We start from the raw sequence: 12470 nt of genomic DNA on the forward strand, positions 1-12470 counted from the left end.
CGCCCCATACCGAAAACACATACTGCTAAAAAAATGAACGCTCCTTCCGAATTGAAACTGCTGTCGCCGGCCAACGTCGGGCCGATGTCGTTGTCCCATCGCGTGGTCCTCGCCCCGATGACGCGCCTGCGCGCCGGGCCGGACGACAGCCCCAGCGCGATGATGGTCGAGTACTACCGGCAGCGCGCCTCCGGGGGCGGACTGATGATCACCGAAAGCGCGCATCCGTCGTACGACAGCCGCGGCTATCTCGGCGCACCCGGCATCTACACCGACGAGCACGTCGAGGCGTGGCGCCAGATCACCGACGCGGTCCACGCGCGCGGCGCGCGCATCGTCATGCAGATCGCCCACGACGGCCGGCAATCCCACGTCGACCTGAGCTGGGGCAATGCGCCGGTGGCGCCTTCGGTGGTGCCTTACGACACGACCGTGTTCACGCAGAACGGCTGGGTGCCGAACTCGCCGCACCGCGCGCTCGAAACCGACGAAATTCCCGCGCTGATCCGCTCGTTCCGCGACGCCGCGGCGCGTGCGAAAGACGCCGGTTTCGACGGTGTCGAATTGCACAACGCCAACGGTTACCTCGCCGATACGTTCCTGCAGGACGGCACCAACCAACGTACCGATGCCTACGGCGGCACGCTCGAGAAGCGCGCGCGCTTTTCGCTGGAAGCCGTCGAGGCATTCGCTTCGGTGTGGGGCGCCGATCGCGTCGGCGTGCGGGTGTCGCCGAGCGGCCAGTGGGGCGCCATTTCGGACAGCGATCCCGAAGCGACTTTCGGTTACTTCGCGCAACGGCTGAACGAGTACGGCCTTGCGTACCTGCACGTGATCGAACCGCGCGTGATGGGCACGGAAACGCTGGTCGAAGCACAGACGCCGGTTGCGTCCGCGTTCCTGCGCCGGTTTTTCAGCGGACCGATCATCGCCGCGGGTGGTTTCGATCGCGACGGCGCCGAGCAGATTCTGCAAAGCGGTGACGCCGATCTGGTGGCGTTCGGCCGGTGGTTTTCGTCGAACCCGGATTTGCCCGAGCGCTTCCGGCTCGGACAGCCGCTGACTCCGTACGTGCGCGAAGCGTTCTGGGGTGGCGACGAGCGTGGCTATCTCGACTTTTCCACTTACGCGGAAGGCGTCGCGGCTTAACGCGCGCGTTCGGCATCTTCAACATCGTTCAAAGGAACCTGTCATGACAACCGAAACATTGACGCTGTACCACGGTGTATCGTCGCCGAATTCGCGCCGCGTGCGCGTCTTTCTCGCCGAGAAAGGCCTCACGATCCCGCTCGTCGCGGTCGACCTCGGCAAGGGCGAGCAACACGGCGACGCCTATCGCGCGATCAATCCACGGCGGGTCGTGCCGACGCTGGTGCTCGCGGACGGCACGTCGATCGGCGAGGTGCCGGTGATTCAGCGCTACCTCGAAGATATCTATCCGGACGCGCCGCTTCTCGGCACGACTGCAAAACACAAGGCGTTGATCGCGATGTGGGACCGGCGTGTGGAACAGGAAGGTTTCGCGTCGGTGATGGAAGCGATCCGCAATCTCGCGGCCGGTTTAAAGGGTCGCGCGATTGCCGGGCCGCACGATTACGCGCAGATTCCCGAACTGGTCGAACGTAGCCGGCAGCGCACGATTAATTTCCTGGCGGATCTGGACGAGCGTCTGCAACAGACGGCGTTCGTAGCGGGCGACCGTTTCTCGGTAGCCGACATTACCGCGCTGGTCACGATCGATTTCGCGGCGAAGGCGATCGACCTGCCCGTGCCGACGGCATTGCAGTCGGTCAAGCGCTGGTATGAGAGCGTATCGACGCGAGCGAGTGCCGTCGCATGATGGATCGCCGCGCGTGAAGCGTCGCCTTGTTCGAGGCGAGGTGGAAAATCAGACTGGAGCAGTGGCCCCCATCGCTGCGTTGCTGCAGCGATGCGATGCGGGCCACCCTGCTACTCACTCCTGCCGCTTACTGTGCCTGCGGCTTCGGGCGGAACTTGCCCTGGTAGCGGATCGCCGGACGTTGCGCTTGCGTGTCCGGCGCCGTCATCAGCATCTGACGCGCGAGCGGTGCGGCCGCCGGACTGAGCGAGCCGATGCTGGTGGCGCGCGACGGATCGGCCAGACCGTTCTTCACCAGCAGCTTCGCCTCGAGTTGCAGACTCGTCAGCAGCACGGGATCCTTTAACGCGTTACCTTGCGCGAGCAACTGACTCCACGCGACGTTGCTGTAGTTGGTCACGTAGTAGTCGAGACCGCTCGGATCGGCGAGCACCGCGGAACAGCCGTTCAGACGCACTTGGGTTTGCGTGTCCTTCAGCGCAAGCGTCTTGCGCGACGTGAGTCCGTCGCCGTAAGCGAGCGTCAACGGAATCGTCCACTGCGTGCCCGGATACTGGTTCTGATTCGGGAACGGCGACTGTTTCAGCGTGACGACCGTCTGGTTGGTCGTCAGATCGCACTGGGTATCCAGCGAGATCAACGGCACACCCGTTTGCCGCACGAAGCTGTCGCCGATCGCACCCATCGGCTGGCCGCTCGCCTTGCTGAGCTCGTCCCACAAGCGCTTCGGCGTACCGTTGCCGAGCGAGTAATCGGCCAGATACGACTGCAGGCCCTTGCGCAACACGTCTTCGCCGAGATAGTTCTCCAGCATCTTCAGCACGTGGCCGCCCTTGTTGTACGTGAAGGCGCTCGCGCTCAGCACGAAGTCGTTCGAGGCCCAGCCGTTGAAGTTCGGTTGCACCGGGAACGCGGTCGACTTCAGGTCGGCGTTGATCACCGCGTACTTCTCCTTCACGTTGTCGACCCAGTTGAAGCGGTCCGGGAAGAAACGCACCTTGGTCTTGTTCTCGAAGAACGTCGCGAACGATTCGTTGAGCCACACGTCGTCCCACCAGTCGAGCGTGACCAGATCGCCGAACCACTGGTGCGCGGCTTCGTGCGTGAGCACCGTCACGCCGTAATCGGACATCGGCGTGCCGGGTGCCGGCAGAATGTCGTCCGCGAATTCCAGAATCGCACCCCAGTTCTCCATGCCGCCGAAGTTCAGGTCCTTCTGTTCCTTGAACGCGTCGTTCGCGGCGATCGTGTCGAACTTGGTGAGCGGCAACGGAATGCCGGTGTAGCGATAGTAGTAATCGAGCGCCTGTTTGGTCTGCTGCATGGCCGGTTTGGCCCAGTCACGCATGCCGGGCGGCGTGAAGATGCGCAGATGCAGACCCTTGCCGTCGGGCAGCGGGCTCGTGAAATCGTCTTCGAGAATATCGAACTGGCCGCCGCCGAAGAACAGCAGATACGACGGCATGGGCGGCGTTTTCTCGAACGACACCAGCTTGTAGCCGCTATCCACGTTCACCGCCGGTTTTTCGGCCGCGTTCGAGACGACGTTCCAGTTCTGCGGGACTTCGGCGCTCACCTCATACGTAGGCCGGAAAGCCGGTTCGTCCCAGCCGGGAAACCATTGCCGCGACAGATTCGACTCGCCTTGCGTGAGAATCGCGCCGCTGGTGGTGCCGTCGGTCGACTTCAGATCGACGCGGAACACGCCTTCGGCGGCGGAACAACCCGGATACGGATCGTTGCCGCAGCTGCCGCCCGTCTTTGCGACGGGGTCGTCGTAGGTCTTGAAGTTGATGATGCCGCTCCACTCCATATGCAGCGAGTAGTTGCCGGCGGCGATCTGACCGCTGACCGGGCGCAACTGATAGAAATCGCCGTCGTCCTGCGGCGTGGCGATCAATGGGATGTTGCCTGGCTGCAGCGTGATCGTGCCGTTGGTGAACTTGATCCGGTGGCCGGCGATCGTGATCGCGTTGACGGCTTTCTGCACCTTGATCTGCACGTCCGCGCGACCGTCGAACGACGACAGCGCCGGGTTCGGCCGGAACCACAGCTTGTAGTTGATCGGCGTGACGGTGTCCGGCAACTCGACCGGCGACACGCCCTTGTTGATCGATGTATCGGCAACGATCGGTGCGGGCGGCGGCCTTAACGCGGCTTCGGACGCGGCGACCGGAGGCTGCGCCGCTTTACTGCTCAACGAAGGCGAACCGTCGCTGCCGCCGCATCCCGCCAGAACCACGATTCCGGCAAGTGCGAGGCACTGTATCTGCAATCGGAAATTTATACGCATTTTTAATCCTCGACTGACAATATCGGCATAAAGAATGTGCGATGAGTACTTGAGCTGTGTTTCTCTGTTTTTTCAGCAAAAAAGGTCTCCCGCACTAGCACCGAATTGCTAGCGAGAATAAATGGACGTGTTGCGCCCTCAGCACTAACGGCTGATTTTTAAATGACGACTTCTGTTCAGAACGATACTTTCAGAATGACGGCTTGAACCGTTTTTTCTGGCTTTTCCTGGCTTTTACGCCATCGTCCACCTGACCCGGCACAGCGGCGCCTCACCTGCGTCTCCGGGCAGGTGCATCAAAGCGGGATCAGTTTTCGACGACAGTGCGTAGCCTAGTTTGGCAGACGTTCTCATGTCAACTTTCTTTCAAAATATTTCACGTACTGCCTATGACGTATGCAGATCGAATGGATCAGGTAATCGCGAGAGTTAATCCTCTAAACGACGGCATACGCTCCGTCACTACGGAAAATTTTATTTTTCTATTCGCAGAGAATGTGCTATTCCGAGCAACGACTTTCAATCGAGTCGAATGCCGCTTTAATTTGAACCTGTCGAACTGAACGAGCGCGATGCAAGTGACCATGCTGACGATCTCGTTTCGAAAGCTTTCATCCATGAAGGCCGCGCACCGTGCGTTCGCACCACACTGTGGCCCGCTTTCAATCGTGTCCCGACGATTTTCCGGCCGCCTGCCGCGACAAAACAAATAAATCCCACGGCGGCCTGCCATTTACCGCAAGCTGGATGCATCATCCAGCCGTGCGGCCGACCTGCAATTTATTTTCGACCCGCTGTCAGAATCTTGCGCCCGTCCCGACCAAGCACGACACCGACTTTTGTAGAGGGAATCACAGGGTGGACGATATCAACTTTGAATGCACGGCATGCGGTAAGTGCTGCCATGATTTGCGCCTGCCATTGACGCTGACCGAGGCGGCCGCGTGGCTCGCGCGAGGCGGCCAGATGGAGCTGCTGTGCGAGGCGATTCCATGGCCGGTCGAGCCCGAGGCCGGCAACGAACAGGCGGCCTACAAGAAGGCACGTTCGGCGGCCACGATGAGCGGCACCTTGCCCGTGCGCGTCTCCGTTTTGCTGGTTGCCGCGTTTGCCGGCGCCTGCCCGAACCTGGGCAGCGACATGCGCTGCGGCATCTACGAACAGCGGCCGCTGGTGTGCCGGATCTATCCGGCGGAAATCAATCCGTTCGTGGCGCTCGCGCCGGAAAGCAAGGCCTGTCCGCCGGAGGCGTGGCAGCACACGCCGCTGCAACGGCACGGTGTGCTGGTCGACGAGACGACCCGCGAACTGATCGGCGAGTCGCGCCGCGCCAGCGAACGCGAGGCCGCCTTGCGCGTGCAATTGTGTCTGGCATTGGGGCTGAATGAAGCGGCGCTCGCCAACGAAGGTTTCGTGATCTATGCCCCCGACAGCGACGCGCTACGCGCCGCGCTTCAGCAGGTTAGCGCGACATCCGCCGACGAGCCGCCGGCAGCCGCGCCGTGGAGCTTCGTCTCGAACCGCGCTGCGACCTTGGAAACCTTGCTGTCGGTCGGCGCGACCGGCCGCCTCAGCCAGCCCGCGACAGATGCGCACTTTCGCTATCACGGTTATTTCCCGGAGGAACCGGCGTGATCGTGGACGTGGAGCGCGTCCGCGTCGCGTGAGGAACGCTCCGGTGAAGAGTTCAGCGCGCCGTTCGCGCGTCTAACTCTTCACGCTGCGGGCCGCGTAGGCGGACCACATGGCAAGCCGCCCGACACTCAGCATCCGGGCAATCCGCTTCAAGGCGTGCCGCACGCGGCCACGCAAATGCGCCACGCGCATACGCCGCCAGAAACGGTCCGGCGCGAACTCGCCGAAGCGCGCTTCCTTTTCGAGCAGCGCCTTGCCGCCCGGCAAATGAACGAACGAGCAGCAGCGAAACCACCGCACGTCGCGATAGTTGTTGCCGGGCCAGTGGCGGCCCACGGCCTGGTACGCCCCGACCTCGATCAGCACCTGCCCTTCGTCGACCAGCGTATTGAGCGCCGCGGAGATGAACGCTTCGTCGCCGTGATGTTCGAGGCGCCCGCTTTCGCTGAGATAACGCGCGTAATAGACGCGCGCACGCGGCACCAGTCGACGCAGTGAAGCCGGCGTCGCGAGCAGAAACTCACCGCCGTACCAGCGCGGATTTTTCAGGCGCCGATCCGCGACGATCTCCAGATCCTCGACCACGCTCTCGCTGCCATACGCCGGAAAAACCTGATCCGAAATATCGAACGCACCGAGCCCCGCTTCCGCGCAACGTTCGACCAGACTCCGGTCGAGCGGCAGCAGCGCGACCATGTCGGCGTCGAGCAACAGCATCATCGAGTCTTCGGGCAAACTCGCGGCCACCTGGTCCATCAGGTCGAGCTTGAAATGCGCGGCGTAGAACGGCATGTTCTTCGGCAACTCGATGGTCGCGGCGAGCTTCGTCACGGCCGGGCGATGCTCAGGCGGCATACCGCCGAGCCGCTGCTCGACCAGCGCCGGCGCATTCGTCATGATGGTCAGTGCGGGCATGCCGACGCGCCGCAAGCTGTTATTCAGGCCGATCGCCTGGCTAACGTAAGACAGCGGATCGCGGTTCGTCGAATTCGGACCGGGCTTCGCATCATCATCCACATAAACCAGCGTGCAAGGAAAAAGGTTCACGTTGCTCCTCACCGTGCGTGAGAGACGGTTCGCTTTTTCCAGCGCTGCCGTAGTTGTTCGGAGGTTGAATCGGTGTGTGGCGACGGTGCCGCAGGCATCAGGTATGCACAATCGTTTCACGTCCCGGCATTGGCTTTCCGCCAAAAACCAGCGAGACATAACGCATTGGGAATCGATCGGCTTTCAGCGTCGCGGCTTTACGCAATAATTGCGGTTTGACGATTGAGCGCGTATGAACAACTTACTGATCAGCGCGACAGGCGGCGCGGCATGCGACGCACGCCACGTCGAATCGTCATTCATGTTGAGGTGAGTCGCGGCCGACTCACACGAAAGAAAACATCAGCCGCGCGCTTCGTTTTCCACGCCCTCGCGCATGCCGTGTGCGGCCAGCAAACGGTACAGCGTGGCGCGTGAAATGCTGAGTTCGCGCGCGGCGTCGCCGGGGCGTCCGCGGTGACGCAACAGCGCGAGTTCGATTGCCTGACGTTCCGCTGTTTCGCGTGCCTGAGCGAGCGTCACCGGCAGGATCGTCGCATAGCTCGACAGTTCGAGATCCTCGGCGCTGATCGTGCGCCCTTCCGACATCACGATGGCACGACGCACGCGGTTGATCAGTTCCCGCACGTTGCCGGGCCAGTCGTATTGATGCATGGCCGTGATCGCGTCCGGCGAGAAGCCGTACACCCGGCGGCTTGCGTCCTTGCGATAGCGGTCGAGCGTGGACAGCGCGAGCAGCTCGATATCCTTGCCGCGTGCGCGCAACGGCGGCTCGTCGATCCGCAAGACGCACAAACGGTGATACAGGTCGGAGCGAAACCGCCCGGCCTCGATTGCGGCGTCCATATCCACATGGGTCGCGCAGATAATGCGCACGTCGATCTCGATCGAACCCTGACCGCCCAAACGTTCTATGGTCCTTTCCTGCAGAAAGCGCAGCAGGTTCGCCTGGCTCTCGAACGGCAGATCGCCGATTTCATCGAGAAACAGCGTGCCCCCATTCGCCGTTTCGACGCGCCCAACCTTGCGCTGGTTCGCGCCCGTGAACGCGCCGCGCTCATAGCCGAACAACTCCGATTGCAGCAGATGCGGTGGAATCGCACCGCAGTTGATCGCGACGAACGGCGCCTTGCGGCGCGGCGAGCGCGCGTGGATTGCGGCAGCGGTCAACTCCTTGCCGGTGCCGGACTCGCCGGCGATGAAAACCGGCGCGTCGGTGGTGGCGACTTTGCGGATCGAGCGGAACAACTCGAGCATGGCGTCGCACGTGCCGATCATCTCGCCCTCGGCCTCGGCGGTGTCGATGAACGCCGGTTCACCGAGCGAGATCATGCCGCAGGCGTGGCCGACGGTGTCGACGATTCTTTCGTTGGCGGCCGGCAGCGTGATGTAGTCGAAGCAGTAGTCCCGCACCAGCCGGCGTGAGTTCGCGTCGTCGAGTTGCGTGGCCGCGGCCATCGCCACCCAGCCGATGGTCGGCAAAGCCAGGCAGGCCTCGAGCATGGCCACGTCGCGCGACTCGTAGACGCTCGAAAAATCGACGAGACCACCCGCCAGCGAGCCGTCCTGCATGACTTGCCGCACTTCCTGAACCGAGCCGATGACTTCGACGTTCCAGTCGCGTGCCTGGAAGCTCGCAAGCAGATCCGCCGAAGGATCCCGGCTGAAATAGATGACGCGCCGCGTAATGGCCTTCATTTTGTGCATTGTTTTTTGACTGTCCCGCACTGCCTGCGCTGGACTGTATCGAGCCCAGACCCTCGGCGTCATGCAATTGCCGTTGTGTGCCCCGGATACGGTGAGGACCGTCGATAATACGCGGTACGGCCCCGATTCAGACCAGGTCTGACGAAATTTAATAGTTGAGCGCGCATGCAGTTTTGCATTCGTTTGGTGGGCTTCCAGACAGATAGCCGCGCTTTTTTCTGCGGGCCGATCGAATCGCGTAACGCCCTCTATTCGACGCCGCGCCGCAAGGGTCTGAAAAACGTGCGGATTTCGTGGGCGAGTAAAGCGGGCTGTTCCATTGCCGCGAAATGGCCGCCGCCGGGCAGTTCGCTCCACTGCCGGACGTCGAAGGTTCGTTCGAGCCAGCGACGCGGCGGATGATTGATCTCTTTCGGAAAACTCGCGAAACCGACCGGCGGCACGACACGCTGGTCCGCGTCGAAGCGCATCGGTTGCAAGCGGTTCTCCCAGTACATCTGCATCGATGGGCCGATACATTGCGTGTACCAGTACAGCGAAATATCGGTGAGCAGGTCGTCCTTCGAAAACACCTGCTCGATCTCGCCGCCGCAATCGCTCCACGCACGGAATTTTTCGCCGATCCAGGCGGCGAGTCCCACCGGCGAATCGTTCAGCGACGCCGCCAGCGTGAGCGGTTTCGTACTGTGCAGGTTGGCGTAAGCGCCTTCGAGCGTGGCCCATTCGGTTTTCGAGCGCAGGTAGGTTTCCTCGGCGGGCGTGAGCGGCTGCCGGTCCGCGCCGATCGCGGGCGCATACGAGCCGGGCAGAAAATTGAGGTGAATCCCGTCGACCCGCTGCGGATGCCGCGCGGCCAGCGCGGTCGACACACCCGCGCCAAGATCGCCGCCCTGCGCGCCGAAGCGCTCATAGCCGAGCCCTTGCATCAACGACGCCCACAGGTCAGCCACCTGAAACGCCGAACAGCCCGGCTGAGCCGGCGCCGCTGAGAATGCGAAGCCGGGCAACGAGGGCGCGACGACGTCGAACGCATCCGCGGGATCGCCGCCGAACGCGGCCGGATTGCACAAGTGCTCGAGCAACGCGTGGAACTCGAAGAACGACCCGGGCCAGCCGTGTGTCACGACCAGCGGATACGGCGCCGGACCTTCGCCGCGCCGATGCACGAAGTGCACGCGTTGACCTTCGACATGGGCAAGGAATTGCGGCTGCGCATTCAGCTTGCGTTCCGCCGCGCGCCAGTCGAAACCGTCGGCCCAATACGCAGCCAGTTCGCGTAGCCACGCATTGTCGGCGCCTTGCTGCCATGCCGGCGACGGCGTGGCCGGCGCCCAGCGTGTCGCGCGAATCCGCCGGCGCAGATCGTCGATATCGGCGTCGGGAATGGCGATGTGAAACGCATCTATTCGCATGGAGAACGCATCCGTTGGAGGCTGGGACATTGCGTGCGATCACCTGCGCTCACCTTGCGCACGCGACGAACACGAAGCAGCGCCATGGTACACAATGGGCGCATTTTTCGTTGCCCCCTGTCCGTTCCGGAGACCGTCATGCTAGGAGCGCTCGCTGCCCTGCTCACGTTTCAGTGCCTTGGCGAAGGCATTTCATATCTGTTTCACGTGCCCGTACCGGGACCCGTGATCGGCATGCTGCTGCTATTCGGCTTCCTCATGCTGCGTCCGCAATCCGCCGACGCGATCGAGCCGACCGCGCTCGAATTGCTGCGTCATCTGTCCTTGCTGTTCGTGCCGGCCGGCGTCGGCATCATGGTGTCGGCCGGGCGGATTCGCGGCGACGCGGTCGCGGTGATCGCTTCCATTGCAATCAGCACGACGCTGGCGATCGCCGTGGCGGCGCTCGTCACGCGTGCGTTGATGCGCCGGCAACGCCGCGATCCGGTCGCGCCGGAGGCCGCATCGTGACCGCCATCCCCAAGCTCGGCGCGATCTGGGTCTACCTCGCCGCGAGCCCGCTGCTCGGGCTCACCATCACGTTGATCGCGTATCTGATTGCGCAGATGCTCTACACCAAAGCGCGCTTCAATCCGCTCGCCAACCCGGTTCTGATCGCGGTGGCGCTGCTGGTCGCGCTGCTCGAAATCACCCACACGCCGTACGCGACGTACTTCGAAGGTGCGCAGTTCGTGCACTTTCTGCTCGGCCCCGCGACGGTGGCGCTCGCACTCCCGCTCTACCGGCAGTGGCCCAAACTGCGCCGCTCGGCAGTGCCGCTGATCGGCGGCCTGGTCGCCGGATCGTTGACGGCGATCGTCTCGGCGGTGGGCGTGGCGGCGTTGTTCGGCGCGTCGCATCAAACGGTCGCCTCGCTCGCGCCCAAATCGGCCACCACGCCGATCGCCATGGCGGTGGCTGCGGAAATCGGTGGTATTCCGTCACTGACGGCGGTGCTCGTCATCTCGACCGGCGTGTTCGGCGCCGTGTTCGCGCGCGCGATTCTCAACGCGCTGCGGATCGTGGAACCGGAGGTGCGAGGCTTTGCGCTGGGGATCGCGTCGCATGGTATCGGCACGGCCCGGGCGTTCCAGGTCAGTGAGGAAATGGGCGCGTTCGCCGGTCTGGGCATGGGGCTCAACGGCATCTTCACCGCGTTCGTCGTGCCGGTACTGATGCCGCTGGCGGCACGGTGGTTGATGGGGTGATGGGCGCGGTTGGGGATCGTCGCGCCTGGAAAAGCGATAGCTTGCCGCTGTCGCCTCTCAGTGGGTGTTCGGCAAGCGCGATCTCAGGGACGCTGCGCGTTGACCAGACTCGGCGCGCCGCCCGGCCCCGCCGGGTCCGGATTACCGAATGCGGGCAGGCTGCCGTTACTACGCGCGCGAACAATCTCCTCGCGTACTTGCTCGCGTGTTTTCGGCCCATCCGATTTCAACACGGTCCCTCCCGGCGCAGTGGGTTGCAGCGACGTCGACTGAAGCGGCGCTTGCGCGGTCAGTTCGGCCTGGCGGTTAAACGGCGACGGCTGCTCGACGACCGCTGCTGGTGGCGTCTGCAGGATCGGCGGCGGCACGGCCGGCGCGCTGGACAGTCCCTGTCCCACCCTGACGGGCGGCGCAATGGGACGCGCGCGCGACGTCGTCACGGCGGACTCATCGAGCGGGCCGTTGCTGCCCGCCATGCGATCGCCTGAGGCACTCATCGCCTGGGCTTCCACTCCACGCCGTTTCGTCGCGTAGCCGGACGCACGGCTCGAATAATCGCGAGTCGCATAGCGGCGCTCTCGCGAACGATGCCCCTTCGGCGGCGAAGCTGGCGACGTGCGCGTCGCTTTCGGATCCTCCTGGGTCGCCGTCTGCGCCTGCTGCGTTGCTTGTGCGCGCGTCAGCACTTCGCGTTGCAGCGCGGCCACCTGACCATCGTGCTTATGCGTCGCCGCGACCGCGTCGAGTTGCGCCTGCGCGGCGGCGAGATCGTTGCGTTGCAAACTGCTGCGGGCGGCTTGCAGTCCGCCCGACAACGCGGCATCTGAACGACTGTTAGCCACCACCGGACCGGACGTGATCGCCCCGCTCATGATGTCGCCGCGCACGTGCCGGACCGACTCGCCGCCGTTGTCCACGCTGGGGTCATCGACCGAGAGCCAGTGCCGGCCTGCCGGTGAGACGTAAGCCGCAATCGCCACCACCCCGACCACGAGGCCGCTCAGAACGACTTTCCTGGGTTCGCCTTGCATTCCTTGTCCCCCTCCGATCGTGACCGCACGCCGCGCTCGCCGCAACGTGTCCGAACTCATCAGAAGGTTCGCGGCGACCGACAGATCGATGCCACCGCAACGACCACGAGTTCGGGGCCGATCCAGTCACCTACGAAAGTGTGATGGAACTGGATGCGAGGAAATCTCCGTTTCCGCGTTTGAAACGCGGAAACGTCGGAATGGGCCTGCCAGTTGTCCGAAAAGGCCTGCGGCAAAGGGGTTTTATTGCGAACCACG

At 63.3% G+C, this 12470-nt stretch carries 10 protein-coding genes; 5 read left to right on the plus strand and 5 right to left on the minus strand.

What is annotated here, in order from left to right; translation table 11 throughout:
- The first annotated feature begins 33 nt into the window (after positions 1–33).
- Entirely contained in the window at positions 34–1149 is a 1116-nt protein-coding gene (locus BX591_RS26945; RefSeq protein WP_111934371.1) for an alkene reductase, read from the plus strand.
- Between the two features lie 43 nt (positions 1150–1192).
- A complete protein-coding gene (locus tag BX591_RS26950) occupies positions 1193–1840 on the plus strand; it encodes a glutathione S-transferase family protein (RefSeq protein ID WP_111934372.1) in 648 nt (215 codons plus the stop codon).
- 127 nt (positions 1841–1967) lie between these two features.
- Here the strand turns inward: BX591_RS26950 and BX591_RS26955 are convergent, their stop codons facing one another.
- Positions 1968–4133: a M1 family metallopeptidase gene (locus tag BX591_RS26955; protein WP_111934373.1), complete on the minus strand. Its 2166-nt coding sequence runs from the start codon at positions 4131–4133 to the stop codon at positions 1968–1970.
- Positions 4134–4766: 633 nt separating this feature from the next.
- Here BX591_RS26955 and BX591_RS26960 point away from each other — a divergent pair.
- Positions 4767–5768, plus strand: a complete 1002-nt coding sequence (locus BX591_RS26960; RefSeq protein ID WP_338068908.1) for a YkgJ family cysteine cluster protein — start codon at positions 4767–4769, stop codon at positions 5766–5768.
- 72 nt (positions 5769–5840) lie between these two features.
- Here BX591_RS26960 and BX591_RS26965 read toward each other — a convergent pair whose 3' ends face one another.
- The 3 genes from BX591_RS26965 to BX591_RS26975 form a co-directional block, all read right to left on the minus strand.
- Positions 5841–6815, minus strand: coding sequence for a hypothetical protein (locus BX591_RS26965; RefSeq protein ID WP_111934375.1), 975 nt, complete (start codon positions 6813–6815; stop codon positions 5841–5843).
- Between the two features lie 342 nt (positions 6816–7157).
- Complete coding sequence (locus BX591_RS26970) at positions 7158–8513, minus strand: sigma-54 dependent transcriptional regulator (protein ID WP_111934424.1); 1356 nt, start codon at positions 8511–8513, stop codon at positions 7158–7160.
- 257 nt (positions 8514–8770) lie between these two features.
- A complete protein-coding gene (locus BX591_RS26975; RefSeq protein ID WP_111934376.1) occupies positions 8771–9934 on the minus strand; it encodes an epoxide hydrolase family protein in 1164 nt (387 codons plus the stop codon).
- Between the two features lie 138 nt (positions 9935–10072).
- Here BX591_RS26975 and BX591_RS26980 point away from each other — a divergent pair, with 138 nt between their 5' ends.
- Together BX591_RS26980 and BX591_RS26985 are read left to right on the plus strand one after the other, a co-directional pair.
- Positions 10073–10444 (plus strand): CidA/LrgA family protein, encoded by a 372-nt coding sequence (locus tag BX591_RS26980; RefSeq protein ID WP_111934377.1) that lies wholly within the window; start codon positions 10073–10075, stop codon positions 10442–10444.
- On the plus strand, positions 10441–11181 hold the full coding sequence (locus tag BX591_RS26985; RefSeq protein WP_111934378.1) for an LrgB family protein: 741 nt from the start codon (positions 10441–10443) through the stop codon (positions 11179–11181). The genes BX591_RS26980 and BX591_RS26985 overlap by 4 nt, the downstream gene beginning before the upstream one ends.
- An 83-nt stretch (positions 11182–11264) precedes the next feature.
- Here BX591_RS26985 and BX591_RS26990 read toward each other — a convergent pair whose 3' ends face one another.
- Positions 11265–12212, minus strand: a complete 948-nt coding sequence (locus BX591_RS26990) for a DUF4148 domain-containing protein (RefSeq protein ID WP_167444620.1) — start codon at positions 12210–12212, stop codon at positions 11265–11267.
- Between the last annotated feature and the right edge of the window lie 258 nt (positions 12213–12470).

This window comes from Paraburkholderia bryophila, from assembly GCF_003269035.1.
Classification (GTDB): domain Bacteria; phylum Pseudomonadota; class Gammaproteobacteria; order Burkholderiales; family Burkholderiaceae; genus Paraburkholderia; species Paraburkholderia bryophila.

Coding starts and splice junctions, on each gene's coding strand:
- BX591_RS26945 (WP_111934371.1), top strand. CDS start 34: ATGAACGCTCCTTCCGAATTGAAACTGCTGTCGCCGGCCAACGTCGGG.
- BX591_RS26950 (WP_111934372.1), top strand. CDS start 1,193: ATGACAACCGAAACATTGACGCTGTACCACGGTGTATCGTCGCCGAAT.
- BX591_RS26955 (WP_111934373.1), bottom strand. CDS start 4,133: ATGCGTATAAATTTCCGATTGCAGATACAGTGCCTCGCACTTGCCGGA.
- BX591_RS26970 (WP_111934424.1), bottom strand. CDS start 8,513: ATGAAGGCCATTACGCGGCGCGTCATCTATTTCAGCCGGGATCCTTCG.
- BX591_RS26975 (WP_111934376.1), bottom strand. CDS start 9,934: ATGCGAATAGATGCGTTTCACATCGCCATTCCCGACGCCGATATCGAC.
- BX591_RS26980 (WP_111934377.1), top strand. CDS start 10,073: ATGCTAGGAGCGCTCGCTGCCCTGCTCACGTTTCAGTGCCTTGGCGAA.
- BX591_RS26990 (WP_167444620.1), bottom strand. CDS start 12,212: ATGCAAGGCGAACCCAGGAAAGTCGTTCTGAGCGGCCTCGTGGTCGGG.